Source organism: Nitrosospira sp. TNL200 (assembly GCF_055386305.1).
This window is the reverse complement of sequence record NZ_AP041003.1, coordinates 2067968-2083468: the sequence shown is the minus strand read 5'-3', so window position 1 is coordinate 2083468 and position 15501 is coordinate 2067968. Positions and strand designations below refer to the sequence as shown.

Here is a 15501-nt window from a genome sequence, read left to right as displayed (position 1 = left end):
TAAATAACTTGAAAAGGAAATGAACGATGAAAGCAATGAAAATTATGAGTGGTGTCGGGATCTTCGGCTTCACGGCAATGTTCGCGAGCATGGCTCATGCGGGTGCGGGCGCCAATGTTAATGCGTGTATCAATTTGCCGGTCAAGCCGAGTTCGCCCCTGACGGTGAAAGTGTCGGCGGGCGGCTCAGGTACGCATTGCATGAATGATACTGGCAATGACACAACTTTCACGGTCAGCGCCGCCGGCGTAACCTGCAGCTCGGTAGGATATGTCGAGGCCAAAGCTAGCTCCACCAAGGGCGATCTCTGCGCCACCGACAAGTCGACATGGCCATTGAGCTATACCATAGCGAATACGGCCTACAGCGGCTCGACACAAACCTCCTGGAGCGGGGCCGGAAGCACGAACTCCATCAATTTGGACAACCCGTCCAAGGACACCGTTGTCTGCGGGACCAATTCACTCTGCAATTCCACATCCTGGAACTGGAACCACGGAACCCAGGGGCCGCTGTATATCATCTTCCAGCCTCAAGGGCAATGATCCTAAATCCGGCAGTTGATCGCTCATTTTTAGTTTAGAACCATGATTCACCGAGACTTTTCTCGGTACTCGACACTCATCTATCTATATGGTGAGTCGCTACAGGGCGGATTGTGCGATTTTTGCGGCACATGGCAGCGTTGCAACTCCTTGGAATGGAATGGCCATTGCGCGTCGTTGCGCCTTGCCCTGCACCCCAAAAACCGCACACTCCACCCCGTCCAACTGTCGGATTTAGAATAATCGCAAATATCGCTGGGCAGCCTGCAGGACGTTTCCTCCGGCTGCCCGGCGATTGACCGCAAAGAGATAGCAGATAGAAGGCAGATGGGCAGCCGGATTCCACCCAGCGACATGATCATCGCAGGCGCGAGCGGCATTCTTTCGCAGGATGGGAAGCGTGCGCTGGCGTCATCGCCCGTTCTATGCCTGCTCTCCACAGGAATCGGAATGGCGGCCTGGATGGACCAGGAACAGTTGTTCCCCTTGGCATTGCTGCTCCTGTTGCCGATGCTGATTTTTCACGCGCCCAACCGCGCTGGGGCATTCCTCGTCGCATTCGCCTACTATGGAACAGCCACCCGTGCCGTTCCCGGCATTATCTGCTACTTCTTCCCCAATCTTTCCATGGGAGCCAGCCTGTTTCTCTGGGGAGCCCACACGGCGTTGCTGGCACTCCCCTGGGTCATCGCGTTTCCGCCGCATAGGGCAACAGCATGGCGGCGCGCCTTCAGTGTGGCCATGGCACTGTTGATCCTGACCTTTCCTCCCATCGGTCTTTTTCATTGGGGTACCCCGTTGATGGCCTCAGGCCTGCTGTATCCCGGATGGCAATGGATAGGGTTGCTGTTCACAGCGGGCCTGCTTGCGCTGATTGCGGCCAGCGGACGCCGCACGTACGGAATTCATGCCGCCATTGCCGGCGCCGCGATTCTCGCCGTCGTTGCCAATGTTGGCTACCTTGAATCCCGGCCGCCGGCGGATTGGCGGGCGGTGTCGCTGCAGCTGGGCAAGAGCCCCGAACTGTGGTCCGACGAGATGGCGTGGCGGCGCGAGTTCCTGGCCGACAGGGCCATGCGGGATCTCTCGCATGGCGCGAAGGTGATCATTTTTCCGGAATCGATTTCAGGCTCGAACCGGCGCGCGCAATCGGCGATGTGGCATCGCGTTTCCGCGGCGGCAAGAGCGCAGGGCGCGACGGTCCTGGTCGGCGAGGAGACGTGGGACAACGCGCGTACCGGGTTCAAGAATGCCCTGGTTGGATATGGTGCGGAAAAAGATGGCGGCGCCGTCGTTGTCTCGTCCATGGTGCCGATGCCGATTGGAGACTGGAAGTTTGGTTTCGAGGAAGGGGCGGAGACCAATATCTTCGGAAGCGACATCATCGACCTGCACGGAAAAAAAGTCGCCTTCTCCTTATGCTACGAAGACTTCCTGCTCTGGCCTCATCGCGGCTTGCTTGCCGGCCGCGCCGACTTGCTGATCTCGGCGACCAACCAGTGGCCTTCCAGTGGCACCTCGGCGGAAATCGCGCAGGATATTTCCCGCGCGGCGCTCGCCAGAATGGCAGGCGTAGCGTTACTGACCGCAAAAAATCGCTGAGGGTCACCGGATCACGATACCCATGACTGCATCCATTTTGCTCAGGCGTCTGGTCTCGATGCCTTATGCCTTGCTGCTGCCCTTGCTGCCGCTTGCGGTACTGTGCACGCTGGGTTTCCTGTATTCCGGCCCGCACTACCGGATACCCGAGCAAATTCCCTACTGGGTATTCTTCTTCGGATTGCCGCATATCCTGTCCAGCTTTCAGACGATATGCGATGCGGAATACCTTGCGATCTATCGAAAGCAGGCTCTGTTCATATTGTGCCTGTTCTTCCTGCCGTTCGCGCTCCATAAAATAGGCGTGCCTGCTTCAATTATTCTTACCCCTTTTCTTGTCCTCACCGTCCATCATGTCATCGTCCAGCAGTACGGCATCGCCATGTCCGTCGCCCGGTTGCGTCCTTCGATAGCGTCTGCGATCTGCAAGTGGTGCACCATATTGCTCGGCACGGTGGCCTACTTTCAGTGTTATTCCGCAGCCGGTCTCGACGGCAATGAGCATTACGGCATGCTCATGGCTCTGGCGGATGTCCTGATGGCGCCGCTGCTCGCGGCAATTGCCATCTCCGGCGGCTTTCTGGTCTGGCGGGCGCGTGCACAGCGCGCCGGCGCCGCTCTACTGGCGCTCAACATCCTGCTCTTTATTTTTGCGTTGATGCTGATCTTCAGGACGCAATACATGCTGGTCGGGTTGATGCTGGCGCGCATATTGCACGATGCCTCGGGATTCGTGGTCTACATCGGACACGACACTGCCCGCAACCAGATCGAGCGCAAGAATCTGCTATATCGGACCTTTCCCTTTCTGCCGGTCTGGCTTCTCAATCTGGCCTTCGCGCTTGCGATTGCCGCCGGCCTGACCTATCTGTCGAGCCGAATGGCCTTCTTTGGATGGCTGGTGATTGGCATTACGACAGCCCATTACTACATGGAAAGTTTCATCTGGCGAGGCGGCACCCCGCATCGCCAGCATTTCAGACTGTCCGGCGCATGAGATGAAGTAGAACTCCTGGGAATGGAGCGGTGCCGGACGCTTATCCGACTCATCCGCCGGGCATGTTTCCCGCCGCGACGCGACTCGTGCGGCTGATTACTCCAAACTTGGCCGTGAATATCGACGATCCAGGCTTGGCATGCACTTCACCCATGCCAAGCTGGAGGGGTTCAAGTTGCGGGAGTCGCGCAGGGATCGCTGCCCTGGGTGCAATGATGAATCTGGATCTTCAGGCGCTCGAGATCGGTGATGCGTTCCTCGATGCGCGCTATCCACAGTGGTTTCAGAGGTTCCCATTCTTCTTTCGTCGGCTCCCGGTCGGAAGGAAGCATGGCCAGTTGCCCGGCAATTTCCTCAAGCGAGAAGCCGGCGCGCTGCGCCAGCATGATGTAGTTGATTCGCTGCAGCGTTGAACTCTGGTAGCGGCGATGCGAATAGCGGCTCAATCTCCTGGAAGTGATCAGCCCGCAGGTTTCATAGTAGCGTAGCGCCGATGCAGTCACGCCGCTTTGACGGCAGACTTCCTGAATCGTGACCAGTATGTCGGCACTCGTTGACACAATAATTCCCGATAATGCGATAATATTTTCTTTATAGTTCAAGTTGACTTCAACTTCAATATTTTATCATATGGCTGATGAATCGAATGTCCGTTGAATTTTCTGTTCGATTCAGCGCCGGATCTCGAATTCGGCGCTTCGACCCTGGCAGCCTGTCGGACTTAAAGGAAATCGGCCGCAAAAGCGGCTGGCTGGTCTATATTTCACTGCTTTTTCGACCAATAGAACGACTATTGACCTTCAAAATCTTCAAAACTTACTTTCGCTCAGTCACATTTTCGTTTCGATTCTTCAAATCCGACAGGCTGCTAGCCTGGGAATCCATGTGCTCGCACCGCATCATCCGTTTGTTCCAGCCGCTATGCCTAGCCGCACTTCTCGTCCTCCTCATCGCCGGCTGCGGCAAAGGCGGAAAGCCGCCCGACGGCGGTGCGCCCCCGCCCGAGGTCAGCGTAGCGGCGGTCGTGTCGAAGCCAGTGCATCAATGGGATGAGTTTACTGGCCGTGTTGCGGCAATCGACACGGTCGAGCTGCGTCCGCGCGTCTCGGGCTACATCGACCGCATTGCCTTCAAGGAAGGCGACGAGGTCAAGGCCGGCGACCTCTTGTTCGTGATCGATCCGCGTCCATACCGCATCGCGCTCGACAACGCACAGGCGCAGCTCGCACGCGCACGCTCGGCTGCGCAGTTTGCCCATTTGCAGGAAAGGCGGGCGCAACCGCTGATCGAGGAGCAGGCAATTTCGCGCGGGGAGTACGATCAGCGCACAACCAGCCTGACCCAGAGTAACGCCGACGTGCGTGCAGCCGAGGCAGCGGTTGCCACTGCCCGCCTCAATCTCGATTTCACCCATGTGCGCTCGCCCATCGCAGGACGCGTCGGCCGCGCCCTGCTGACTATCGGCAATCTCGCCCAGGCTGACGAGAGTGTGCTGACGACGGTGGTTTCGCAGGATCCGGTCTATGTTTATTTCCAGCCCGATGAGCTGACTTATCTGCGCTACGCGGAACTCGCGCGCAAGGGAGAACGCCCCGGCTCGGCGAATCCGGTGCGTGTAGGCCTCGCCAGCGATACCGGCTATCCTTATGCCGGTACGGTAAATTTTGTCAGCAACCAGGTCGATCCGGCCACTGGCACGATCAGCGTGCGCGCAGTGGTGCCCAATCCCGACCGTGTGTTCACGCCCGGCCTGTATGCGCGTGTACAGCTTCAGGGCAGCGGTGAATTCCACGCGATCCTGATCGACGACAAGGCGGTGATAACCGACCAGGATCGCAAGTACGTCTACGCGCTCGATCCGGAAAACAAGGCGATGCGCAAGGATGTCACGCTCGGCGGCGTGATCGACGGTCTGCGCGTCATAAAATCCGGACTCGAACCCAATGACAAAGTCATCGTGGCCGGTTTGCAGAAGATCTTCTTTCCCGGCGCGCCGGTGAAGCCGAATGAAGTGCCGATGGTTGCACCCCCGGCGGCCCCCGGCAGCGCCGGCGTGCCGGCCGCGACGAGGTAAGAAGACGCAGCAATGGATTTCTCGAAATTCTTTATCGACCGGCCGATCTTCGCGGCCGTGCTGTCGATCGTTATCTTCGTTGCCGGCCTGATCGCGATCCCGCTGCTGCCCATCAGTGAATATCCGAATGTGGTGCCGCCCACGGTAGTGGTGCGCGCGACCTATCCCGGTGCCAATCCCAAGGTAATCGCCGAAACCGTATCGACGCCCCTTGAGGAACAGATCAACGGCGTCGAGAACATGATGTACATGAAGTCGGTTGCCGGCACCGATGGCGTGCTGCAGATGACGATCACCTTCCGCCCGGGCGTCGATCCCGATGTTGCCCAGGTGCAGGTGCAGAACCGCGTCAGCCAGGCTCTGTCGCGCCTGCCCGCCGATGTGGTCAGGCTGGGTGTTACGACACAGAAGCAATCGCCGAGCTTCCTGGTCCTGGTCACCCTGATCTCGCCGGACAGAAAATACGATGCGCTTTACCTGCGCAACTACGTCAATATCAAGATCAAGGACCAGCTCGCACGCGTTCCCGGCGTGGGCCAGGTTCAATTGTTCGGCGGCGGCGACTACGCGATGCGCATCTGGCTCGATCCGAACAAGGCGGCCTCGCGCGACCTGACTGCGGGCGATGTGATGCTCGCAGTGCAGGAGCAGAACATCCAGGTCTCGGCAGGCCAGCTCGGCGCGGAGCCGATGCGGGGCGGCAGCGATTTCCTGATTCCGATCAATGCGCAAGGCCGCCTGCGCACGGTCGAGGAATTTGGCAATATCGTGCTCAAGACGGGGGCGAATGGCGAGGTCGTGCGCCTGGCCGATATTGCGCGCATCGAGCTTGGGGGAGCCGATTACACTCTGCGGGGCGAACTCGATGGCCAGGATGCCGGGGTCATTGGCGTGTTCCAGGCGCCAGGGGCCAATGCCCTCGTGGTGCGCGACGAGGTGATCGCCAAAATGGACGAACTGGCCAGGCAATTTCCACCTGGCATGACCTGGCGTTCCGATTACGACACGACAATCTTCGTGCGCGATTCGATCGACGCGGTGGTGCACACCCTGCTGGAAGCCGTGCTGCTGGTTGTCTTCGTCGTGATCCTGTTTCTTCAGACCTGGCGCGCCTCGATTATTCCGTTGATCGCGGTGCCGGTTTCGGTCGTCGGCACCTTTGCTGCGCTCTATGTGTTCGGCTTCTCGATCAATACGCTGACTCTGTTCGGCCTCGTGCTCGCGATCGGCATCGTCGTCGATGATGCAATCGTCGTGGTCGAGAACGTGGAGCGCAACATCGAGGAGGGCCGTACCCCGCTCGAAGCCGCGCATCAGGCGATGAAGGAGGTTTCCGGCCCGATCGTCGCGATCGCGCTCGTGCTTTGCGCGGTGTTCGTGCCGATGGCATTCCTGACCGGGGTGACCGGCCAGTTCTACAAGCAGTTTGCGGTGACGATCGCGATCTCGACAGTGATCTCCGCAGTCAACTCGCTGACCTTGTCGCCGGCGCTCGCAGCCAAACTGCTCCATTCGCATGCCGTGCCGAAAGACGCGCTCGCGCGGGGCATCGACCGCACCTTCGGCTGGGTATTCGGTCCATTCAATCGTTTCTTCAAAGCCAGCTCCGACAAATATCATGGCTCCGTGGGGCGCATCCTGAGGCGTCGCGGCAGGGTATTCGTGGTCTACGCGCTGCTGCTGGCCGGAACCGGACTGATGTTCAACGCGGTGCCGCGCGGCTTCATCCCGACCCAGGACAAGCTTTACCTGATCGCCGGCGTGAAGCTGCCCGAGGGCGCCTCGCTCGAGCGTACCGACAAGGTCTTGAAAAAAGTGGTCGAAATTGCAAAGAGCACCGATGGCGTTGCCCATGTGCCAGGAATGATCGGCTTGAATCCAACGCAGTTCACCAACACGCCGAACTATGGCGTGGCCTTCCCGATACTGAAACCGTTCAAGGAGCGTCGTCGCAGCGCGAAGGAAATCGCCGACGAGATCCAGGCAAAGATTTCCGCTATCGAGGAAGGCATGGCCTTCGTCCTGATGCCGCCGCCGATCGACGGCATCGGCACCGGCGCGGGCTATTCCCTGTTTGTCGAGGATCGCGCCGGCCTGGGCTACGGCGCGCTGCAGGGCGCGGTCGGCGCGCTGCAGGGCGCGGTGATGCATGATCCGGCCATGGGCTTTCCTTTTTCCGGCTATCAGGCCAATGTGCCGCAGCTCGATGTCGATGTGGATCGCATCAAGGCCAAGGTGCAAGGCGTGGCCCTCACCGAGGTGTTCAGCACGCTGCAGGTCTATCTCGGCTCGGCCTATGCCAACGACTTCAACCTGTTCGGCCGTACCTGGCGCGTCTATGCGCAGGCAGACGGACACTTCCGCAAGACGGTCGAGGATATCACCAATCTGAAGACGCGCAACGTGCGTGGCGAAATGGTGCCGATCGGTTCCGTGGTAAAGATCAACCAGGGTTTCGGTCCTGACCCCGTATTGCGCTACAACGGCTATCCGGCCGCCGACTTCGTCGGCGAAGCGAATCCAAAGCTATTATCCTCGGATCAGGCGATGAGCAGGATCACCGAGATGGCTGGCTCCGTGCTGCCGAACGGTATGAGCTTCGAGTGGACGGACTTGAGTTTCCAGCAAGCTACGCAGGGCAATGCGGCCCTGCTCGTGTTTCCAGTCGCCATCCTGCTGGCCTTCCTTGTGCTTGCCGCGCTGTACGAAAGCTGGGTGCTGCCGCTTGCGGTGATCCTGATTGTGCCGATGTGCATGCTCTCGGCGCTGGCGGGCGTGAAGCTTTTCGGCGGGGACAACAACACCTTCGTGCAGGTAGGCCTGGTGGTGCTGATGGGGCTCGCATGCAAGAATGCCATTCTGATCGTCGAGTTCGCGCGTGAACTGGAGTTTCAAGGCAGGAGTATCGTCGAGGCCGCGCTCGAAGCCTGCCGCCTGCGCCTGCGTCCGATCGTGATGACCTCGGTTGCGTTCATTGCCGGTACGGTTCCGCTTGTTCTCTCAAGCGGAGCCGGAGCCGAAGTGCGCTCCGCCACCGGCATCACCGTATTCTCCGGCATGATTGGCGTGACCCTGTTCGGCCTGTTCCTGACACCCGTGTTCTATGTCGGCCTGCGCATGCTATCGGGACAAAAGCTCGCGCAGCATGGCGCAGGTTCGTTGAAAAGCTCTTAACCATGAAGCCGCCATAACCTCGCATCAGGACCACCGGGGCGAGGCCAGCCGGTTTTTCCGGCCGGTCGCTTCATTTTCGCCCGCATGGTTTGCTCCAATAAAATGAGCTGGCCAGATATCATCAGATATCGCATGCAAGCTTATTTGCCTGTTTTTATTGATCGGTCTGGTAGCGCACTTAAGCGCCATGTGCCATTGCATATCATTAGCGTCGAAGGCGGAACGGTTTCTCCACAATTGCTGTGGATAAGTTTGTTGATAATCCCTGAACAGCAGGGCTAAGTCATCTTTCTGTAACAGGTTTTTTCGACTGGCGTTTTTTTGAACACTTAATATAAATCACTTTTAATCAATTACTTATATGCAGATCGAGCGCTCATGCGGTTCTTCGCCGCGCTTTATGGAATATCTGGAAACCAGGATTTCCGGATGTGGATTATTGGGAAATGTCAATAGTCATTTATTAGTATTTTTAACTCTTTTTTGACCTTGAGGAGGCAGTCATGAGCACGACATGGATCTTGATTGCGGACAGCAGCCGGGCCCGAATTTTTGAAAAAAAAGAGAACGAAAAACATCTGCGGGAAATAAGCGATTTTGTGAATGCCGCCGGCCGCGCTGACGACAGTGAATTGGGTACTGACGAGCGGGGGCGGTTTTACGGGAGAGGGGAGCAATATCAGGGGCATACGGCAGAGCCCGCTGTATCCGCGGTAGAGCATGAGAACGAAATGTTTTCCCATGCCCTGGCTGATTACCTGGACAGCGCGCGCAATGCCCACCGCTACGCCCGCTTGTATCTCATTGCAGGGCCGAAATTCCTGGGGCTGCTGCATGGCAGCCTGAAGGAAGCGGTGCGCGAGCTGGTAGCAGGCGAGCTTGTGAAGGATATTTCCACCAAGGATATCCGGGAGGTGGAGAATTACCTGCACGGGAAACTCGACTATTTTCCTTAAGGAAGCGCTGAATAAATCTCCGCTGGCGCGGCGGTGGGTTTGTGGGATGGGATGCGCGAAAGGCGACGACGCGAATGGTGCGACCGCGCAGGGCGGAGCAGTGTCTTCCGAAAGGAAGATGCGACCCCGTAGCGGGATGCCTGCGCCCCAACAAAACTGTGGTGCGGTCGAAGCATCCCCTCCGCTGCCCGATCCCCGCTCTGCGGGGCCCCTCGGGCGACGCTCCGGGGCGCTCCTTCGCTAGGAGCCTGACAAAGCAGACCACTCGCAAAGCCCCGCCCCATAAGGGTTGCAGCAAAATCGGGCGAGACCGCGCAGGGCGGAGCAGTTTCTTCCAGAGGAAGATGCGACCCCGTAGCGGGCTGCTGGCGCCCCATGTATACTTTGGCGCGCTCTGGCATCCCCGCCGCTGCCCGATCCCCGCTTCGCGGGGCCCCTCGGGCCACGCTCTGGGGAGCCATGGCGTTGCGCTCCTTGGCATCGTAGTCCCAGCTACGACCTTCGTCGCGCGCCTTATGATCATCCCGATTTTACCAGCAACGCGCTCAGCGAGGATTTATTCAGCGCTTCCTTGACTATAAATATCCACTATGCAGGCGCATCCTTGTGGGTGCCGGGGGGCATGGCCGCATCAAGCTTTCTGCACCCAGAACTGATACATGCCGGCAAAGGTATCCGGATTCCCGGTTTCAAATAAATGCCAGTTGTCGAGGTCGGTTTGCGCGCTGTCATCGGGGAACTGCTGCGCATAGCGGGCCATGATATCGGGATCCAGTGAGAAACCGATCAATGACACGCCCAGTTGAGCAAGATATTCCTTGAGCTGGGGGAGCGTATAGCAATTCTCCTGCGCATGAAACAGCAGGTCGCGGCACTCGCTGGTCGTATAAAAATCCCTGGCGGAGAGAACTTGCCGGAATGCGCCTGCATTCCCGGCAGTCATCATTTCCTGGCGGCACCTGCGGATATCTTCCGGCGTCGCATCCTTCGCCTTCCTGCCAAAGCTGGCAAGAAGATTCCTGACAAAGTCTTGCGCAGCTATTTCATTTTTACGGGCAAGCGCGCTGTAGAATCCCAGGCGCATGAATCCACCCGGGCGCAAGAGGCTGAGCAGCTTTCGCCAACCCGCAAGCGGATCGGCAAGATGATGCAGTACACCGATGGATTCGATGAGATCGAAGGTTCGGCCACCTAGGGCGGCAGGGTCGAGTGCCATGATGTCCGCTTGCGCGTAGGCGATATTTTCAAGACTCAATTCATCAGTCTTTCTTTTCGCGTAGCAGAGGCTCGCCAGACTCAGATCGATAGCCAGGACTCTGGCGTTGCGGTAGCGCTGGCCCGTCGCAATGGAATGCTGGCCGGTTCCACAGCCCGCAACCAGGATATCGATCCCGTCATTGGTCTTCTCTCCACCTGGATCACGCGGACTCGTCGGCCCCTTCGGCCCCTTCGGCTCCATCGGCTGGAAGCGCGCAAAGGGGAACCGCTGGCGTAAGTCCTCATCGAGAAAGACCCGCTGGGCGGCGGCCGGCAGCTTCACCCATCTCGGATAGGGATTTTGTTCGTACTGCTGCTGCACCAGGCGAGAACTGTCCGCTATGGATGTGAGGTGCGGGACAAGGGAGCGATTTTTCTGATCTTCCAGCGGTTCGCGCACCTGCTGCGCCAGCAGTGCAGCCATGGCATGCGCGGCTGACGAGCCTGGTGTGTCAGAGGTACTTGAGGAAGCACCGGGGGCGGGGATATCCGGAAAGAGATCGAGAAGCGTTTGGGCTGGAGGCAGGTCGGTCAGGGGGCGGTAGGCGGCAAAAGCGATGAGCCATGGCGCGGGCATCGGCGATTCCGTATCCAGCGCTGCGCCAATGCGTTCCCGTAACAGCTCAGCCTTGTCGCATTCTTCGCTTGTGCATTCAAAAATATATTCGTTGATGAAGCACTGGCGCGCCAGCGCGCAATAAAAAACAAGCGCCCGTTCATTGAAGGCAGCATTGGGCTGTTCGGGATAGATGCTGATCGCCATATCCAGCAGTATGTGCCTTGCCATGGTCAGGAATCGCTCGAGCGCGATATCGCATACCGGCGTATTTTCGAGTAAGCAGCGAAGCAGGATGTCATTGCAAGCCAGGGCCAGGCCCGGCGGCAAGGATGATTGCATGCCTAAGGGTGGGATAACACCGGCCGCATTGCCTGGGTCGCCTGGATGAGGGGAGCTCGCGACGCTGGAAAATTCGGCATCTTCAAAAAGCTCATGGCGCGACAACCTTCCCGGCCAGGCGCAGTTTGCGCGCTGGATAAGGCGCCCGATACCGGGGTCGAGCTTGAGGAGCGACACCGCCGGGTTCGTCAGTTCTGCGGGTCGCCCCCAGGGAGTGGACAGGGCTCGGGCCAGCAAGGGGCGGAGGCCGTCGATTTCCCGAGTGAAGCAAACGTTCTTTATGCACTGGACGAAGCCTTCCGTGGTTTCCGGGTCATCCGTAAGCTGGAGCGCTCGCTGGTAGCTTGCTACCGCTCCTTCCAGATCGCCCAGTTTCCGCAGAAGATTACCCAGGTTTTTGTGCGCTCCAGCATATCGTGGCCTATGGGTGATCGCGGCACGATAGCTGGCAATGGCTTCATCCGTTTTTCCAAGTCCGTTTAGCGCGTTGCCGAGATTGTTGCAGGCTTCGGGAAATGCTGGCTGGCTGGCGAGCGCCTTGCGGTAGTGGACGACGGCATCTTCCCGGTTGCCCGACTCGTTCAGCACATTCCCCAGGTTGTTATGGGCCTCGGCGAAATCAGGCTTGTATCGTAGCGCAGAGCGGTAGCTCGCCGCGGACTCGTGCCGCTTGCCCTGCTGGTACAGGACATTGCCCAGGTTATTGTGCAATTCCGCCAGGTCTGGCTTCAGCGCAAGCGCCCTTCCGTAGCTGGCCACGGCCTCATCGAACCGGCGCTGCTGTATCAGCGCATTGCCCAGATTGGCATGCACTTCCGCAAGATCCGGCTTCAGCGATAGCGCCGTCCGATAGCTCGCGATTGCTGACTCCACTCTCCCGACCAGGCACAGCGCGTTTCCCAGGTTGGCGTGCGCCTCGGCATAAGCCGGTTCACTGGCGATCGACTTTCCGATAAGTTCCAGTGCGGCTTCCAACTGCCCCGACTGCTTTGCTGCCAGCCCCAGGAAGTGAAGTGCACCCGGGTGGCTGGGGGCTACGCGGAGTATCTGGCGGTATATGGTTTCCGCCTGGTGCAAATTTCCCGCCCGATGATACTCGACGGCCATATCCAGCGCCTGCGACAAGGCGGACGCGGAGAAAGCGGCGAGGTCCGCCCCTGTATGCCGGGAAGACCGCAAGGAAGATAGCGCCTGCTGCCTTGCTTCATCCTGCCTCTGGCAGCAGTGTTTGTATTTCCTGCCGCTGTTGCATGGGCACGGGTCGTTGCGCGAGAGCTTCTTCATCGGCGGGTTTCAGCGAATTGATGAAGGATCGTAAAATCCAAATGTTCGGTAACAGGCAGTTTCAGCTTGAGTTTCCTGCCAGCCTGCAAACACAATGCATGTGTCATTCATATGTCATTCATGCCCAGTATTCATATGCAACTCAGGAAAGGAGTATCAGATGAAAAAGTTAAATCTGTTTGTGGCGGTAATCCCGTCGGCCGCGATGGCTGGCTGCATATCGATCGGTTCGAGGGAACCGGATCCCCAGGGACCACCCGGCCCAAAGGAGAAGCGGAAAGCAGCGAGAGAGTGATCGTCGTACCCGAAAAGCAATATTGGGGAAGCGCTGAATAAATCTCCGCTGGCGCAAAGCCCCGTCCCATAAGGGTTGCGGGGAGCCATGGCGTTGCGCTCCTTGGCATCGTAGTCCCGGCTACGACCTGCGTCGCGCGCCTTATGATCATCCCGATTTTACCAGCAACGCGCTCAGCGAGGATTTGTTCAGCGCTTCCTTAGTTCATTTTCCATGTAAACTGTGTCATTCATCATTCATCGGCGGGAGAGGAGCGGATCATGGAGATCGAATGGAAAATCGTTGACGAACATCACCAGGAGGTGTTCGTGGAGCAGCATGTGAGAGGTCTTCTGTGGATTACTTCCGTTGGATTTACCTTCTGGCATGCCTATCCCAACCCTGCCGTGGACCTTTCGCCTGCTAAAAACCTCGGGGAAGCCAAAAGAATTATCGAAGCACTGCTCCGGTCGGCCGGATAGCGGATAAGAACGAGGTTGCGGAATTTCCCAAGAGATGGGATGGCAATTGCGCTCCTGGCATAAAAAGAAAAGCCCGCTGGCAGTTGGGCATATGCCAGCGGGCGGGGTACTTACCAACTGTGGAGGGAAGCAGTACCTTGAGTTGCATGATACTCGCCTAATCCGTATTTTCCATTGGACTGAAGTACGACGCGCACCTTATCATTTACTGGTCGCGAAAGCTTTTGCCATCCGTGCGGCTCATCAATTTTTCGAGCAGCGCATTGCTGGATTTACGAACTGATTCAAGCGCTGCGTGCAGTTCCAGGAGATTCACGCCGATATATTTCTTGCAGTGCGGGCAGGATAGCTTCGGCTCGTATTTCAGACGAGAGATCATCTCATCGAATTTTACCGAACAGTGGGGACACGCGATCGTAATCTTCTCTGAATCCAGATTCAGGGACAAAGCGGCCTCCCACATAATCAAGTTGCTGAGGCAAAAATCTTACCATGATTGGGGATTTCTTTGCACTTTATCGCTGCGTGCTGGCCATTCACGCTAAGGGTCGCGGCAGAGCGCTGAATCAACCGCATCGATTTTCATCTCAAGGTAAAGCCAGCTTGCGCAGGATGAGTGGAGTAAAGCGTAACCCATCATTTTACGGGTTCTGGATAATTTTTGATGGGTTGCGTTTCACCCCACTCATCTGTTCCGGTACTTACTCTTACCCTTGGTTCCCTTCAGTTTCCTCTGGCTTCCGGCCAGATCAGCGAAATTTTTTTGCCCGAGCCTGACCCAATATCCAGTTTGCGATGTAGCGTCACGGCGTTATAAGTGGCATCGAGCGCATATTTGCCTGGAGGAAGCTTTACCAGCAGATAGGGGCCGGCGGAGCCGGTATCGAGAACGATGTTGCCTTTCGCATCCGCTATCCTTACCTGGACATCACTGATATATGCCGCCCGTGGCTGCGCGGCCTGAGCCAGTTCCAGCGTAAGCGGCCATGCCTTGCCCGCCTGCAATATGGCATCCGATTCGTCTTTCCCGATGCCACCGGAAATGAATTCAGTCTGGCTGTACATTTTTGTCGGCGGAAGCGAAGGATTCCCCAGGGGACTTTCTTGTGCGTAGGCCAGGTTCGAAAGTATTGCGCCAATAAGAAGGAAAGGCAGGAGAGAAACTGGAGGCATTTTTTTAGGCATAGAAATCTCGTTCAGTTTGAATCTTTGGATATCGCCCCCAGTCCTGCTTGCACGATTGCCCATCGGTTTTCAGATGGCACGAAAGCATACCGGGGCCGGTGGGCGGCAACCAGCGGACTTGCATCGATGTCACGCCCATCGAGTGGTTCGCAGTTTCCAGAGACGGTTATGGTAAACGATAGCGGAAATCCCGCTAAATGATCCAGAGTCTGATCCAGAGTTGAATTTTTCGATTCAAGTCGAAAAAGGAGATCATCCAGTTGACTTTCCTTTAAAGGATCATTGTCCAGACCGAACAGGTCTATCAATTTCGATTCACGCATATCCTCTCCTTTAATCCAGCTACCCCTGCGACCTTGCCGTGGGACCCAGCGTTTGCGCCCGGCTATTAGCTATTGGTTCTATTGGACCATCCGTCTTTCAGGCAGTTCTGCGACACGGCACCATTCCGGGTTCTTCAATGGTTTTCTTCACTCGGACCTTGCTCCACCCGGTCCCCCCTGTGGGGGCTGGGCGCCGTGATAATTGGCCGGGCTCCCGTCCGCGTTTCGTCTCGGCGATTTCTTTTGGGCTTTTATCCTTGTCGGATTACGCTACGCTAATCCGACCTACTTCTGGCGCTGTTCCAGTCAGGCAAAAAGCAAGGGCGACAGATGGAATGACTGCCCCGGTTTTCTCAAAGGAAAAATGAAATGGAAAAATAGCTCGCATGCCTTTTCCTTGTCTTGATTTTGTAACATTTCATGGAAAGGATAAGTGTTATCCGGGGTTCG

General features: G+C 57.5%; 13 protein-coding genes. 8 read left to right on the top strand and 5 right to left on the bottom strand.

The window, feature by feature from the left end:
- Positions 1–26 precede the first annotated feature (26 nt).
- From ACZ5CE_RS09395 to ACZ5CE_RS09385, 3 genes are all read left to right on the top strand, one after another.
- A complete protein-coding gene (locus tag ACZ5CE_RS09395) occupies positions 27–545 on the top strand; it encodes a hypothetical protein (RefSeq protein WP_464574641.1) in 519 nt (172 codons plus the stop codon).
- A gap of 327 nt (positions 546–872) precedes the next feature.
- A complete protein-coding gene (locus ACZ5CE_RS09390; protein WP_464574640.1) occupies positions 873–2147 on the top strand; it encodes a carbon-nitrogen hydrolase family protein in 1275 nt (424 codons plus the stop codon).
- A 22-nt stretch (positions 2148–2169) separates the two neighbouring features.
- Entirely contained in the window at positions 2170–3144 is a 975-nt protein-coding gene (locus tag ACZ5CE_RS09385) for a hypothetical protein (RefSeq protein WP_464574638.1), read from the top strand.
- Between the two features lie 170 nt (positions 3145–3314).
- Here the strand turns inward: ACZ5CE_RS09385 and ACZ5CE_RS09380 are convergent, their stop codons facing one another.
- Positions 3315–3704 (bottom strand): MerR family DNA-binding protein, encoded by a 390-nt coding sequence (locus ACZ5CE_RS09380; protein ID WP_464574637.1) that lies wholly within the window; start codon positions 3702–3704, stop codon positions 3315–3317.
- Between the two features lie 323 nt (positions 3705–4027).
- Between ACZ5CE_RS09380 and ACZ5CE_RS09375 the strand changes: the two genes are divergently transcribed.
- From ACZ5CE_RS09375 to ACZ5CE_RS09365, 3 genes are all read left to right on the top strand, one after another.
- Positions 4028–5218, top strand: a complete 1191-nt coding sequence (locus ACZ5CE_RS09375) for an efflux RND transporter periplasmic adaptor subunit (RefSeq protein WP_464577472.1) — start codon at positions 4028–4030, stop codon at positions 5216–5218.
- 12 nt (positions 5219–5230) lie between these two features.
- Positions 5231–8392, top strand: a complete 3162-nt coding sequence (locus tag ACZ5CE_RS09370; RefSeq protein WP_464574635.1) for an efflux RND transporter permease subunit — start codon at positions 5231–5233, stop codon at positions 8390–8392.
- A 503-nt stretch (positions 8393–8895) separates the two neighbouring features.
- Entirely contained in the window at positions 8896–9348 is a 453-nt protein-coding gene (locus ACZ5CE_RS09365) for a host attachment protein (RefSeq protein WP_464574634.1), read from the top strand.
- A 631-nt stretch (positions 9349–9979) separates the two neighbouring features.
- On the opposite strand, the gene ACZ5CE_RS09360 is transcribed toward ACZ5CE_RS09365, so the two are convergent.
- Entirely contained in the window at positions 9980–12787 is a 2808-nt protein-coding gene (locus ACZ5CE_RS09360; protein ID WP_464574633.1) for a tetratricopeptide repeat protein, read from the bottom strand.
- A 160-nt stretch (positions 12788–12947) separates the two neighbouring features.
- Here ACZ5CE_RS09360 and ACZ5CE_RS09355 point away from each other — a divergent pair, with 160 nt between their 5' ends.
- Positions 12948–13082 carry a hypothetical protein gene (locus ACZ5CE_RS09355; protein ID WP_464574632.1) on the top strand — a complete coding sequence of 45 codons (135 nt, stop codon included), beginning with the start codon at positions 12948–12950 and terminating at the stop codon, positions 13080–13082.
- Positions 13083–13342: 260 nt separating this feature from the next.
- Positions 13343–13543 (top strand): hypothetical protein, encoded by a 201-nt coding sequence (locus ACZ5CE_RS09350; RefSeq protein WP_464574631.1) that lies wholly within the window; start codon positions 13343–13345, stop codon positions 13541–13543.
- A 205-nt stretch (positions 13544–13748) separates the two neighbouring features.
- On the opposite strand, the gene ACZ5CE_RS09345 is transcribed toward ACZ5CE_RS09350, so the two are convergent.
- The 3 genes from ACZ5CE_RS09345 to ACZ5CE_RS09335 form a co-directional block, all read right to left on the bottom strand.
- Positions 13749–13991 (bottom strand): hypothetical protein, encoded by a 243-nt coding sequence (locus ACZ5CE_RS09345; protein WP_464574630.1) that lies wholly within the window; start codon positions 13989–13991, stop codon positions 13749–13751.
- 275 nt (positions 13992–14266) lie between these two features.
- The gene (locus tag ACZ5CE_RS09340; RefSeq protein ID WP_464574629.1) at positions 14267–14728 is read right to left on the bottom strand and encodes a hypothetical protein; all 462 of its coding nucleotides are present in this window, start codon (positions 14726–14728) and stop codon (positions 14267–14269) included.
- A gap of 11 nt (positions 14729–14739) precedes the next feature.
- Positions 14740–15051 carry a hypothetical protein gene (locus ACZ5CE_RS09335; protein WP_464574628.1) on the bottom strand — a complete coding sequence of 104 codons (312 nt, stop codon included), beginning with the start codon at positions 15049–15051 and terminating at the stop codon, positions 14740–14742.
- Positions 15052–15501: the final 450 nt, after the last annotated feature.

What these genes read in the sequence shown, in the direction of transcription:
- ACZ5CE_RS09395 (WP_464574641.1), top strand. Translation starts at nt 27, where the DNA reads ATGAAAGCAATGAAAATTATGAGTGGTGTCGGGATCTTCGGCTTCACG.
- ACZ5CE_RS09390 (WP_464574640.1), top strand. Translation starts at nt 873, where the DNA reads ATGGGCAGCCGGATTCCACCCAGCGACATGATCATCGCAGGCGCGAGC.
- ACZ5CE_RS09385 (WP_464574638.1), top strand. Translation starts at nt 2,170, where the DNA reads ATGACTGCATCCATTTTGCTCAGGCGTCTGGTCTCGATGCCTTATGCC.
- ACZ5CE_RS09375 (WP_464577472.1), top strand. Translation starts at nt 4,028, where the DNA reads ATGTGCTCGCACCGCATCATCCGTTTGTTCCAGCCGCTATGCCTAGCC.
- ACZ5CE_RS09370 (WP_464574635.1), top strand. Translation starts at nt 5,231, where the DNA reads ATGGATTTCTCGAAATTCTTTATCGACCGGCCGATCTTCGCGGCCGTG.
- ACZ5CE_RS09365 (WP_464574634.1), top strand. Translation starts at nt 8,896, where the DNA reads ATGAGCACGACATGGATCTTGATTGCGGACAGCAGCCGGGCCCGAATT.
- ACZ5CE_RS09360 (WP_464574633.1), bottom strand. Translation starts at nt 12,787, where the DNA reads ATGAAGAAGCTCTCGCGCAACGACCCGTGCCCATGCAACAGCGGCAGG.
- ACZ5CE_RS09355 (WP_464574632.1), top strand. Translation starts at nt 12,948, where the DNA reads ATGAAAAAGTTAAATCTGTTTGTGGCGGTAATCCCGTCGGCCGCGATG.
- ACZ5CE_RS09350 (WP_464574631.1), top strand. Translation starts at nt 13,343, where the DNA reads ATGGAGATCGAATGGAAAATCGTTGACGAACATCACCAGGAGGTGTTC.
- ACZ5CE_RS09340 (WP_464574629.1), bottom strand. Translation starts at nt 14,728, where the DNA reads ATGCCTAAAAAAATGCCTCCAGTTTCTCTCCTGCCTTTCCTTCTTATT.
- ACZ5CE_RS09335 (WP_464574628.1), bottom strand. Translation starts at nt 15,051, where the DNA reads ATGCGTGAATCGAAATTGATAGACCTGTTCGGTCTGGACAATGATCCT.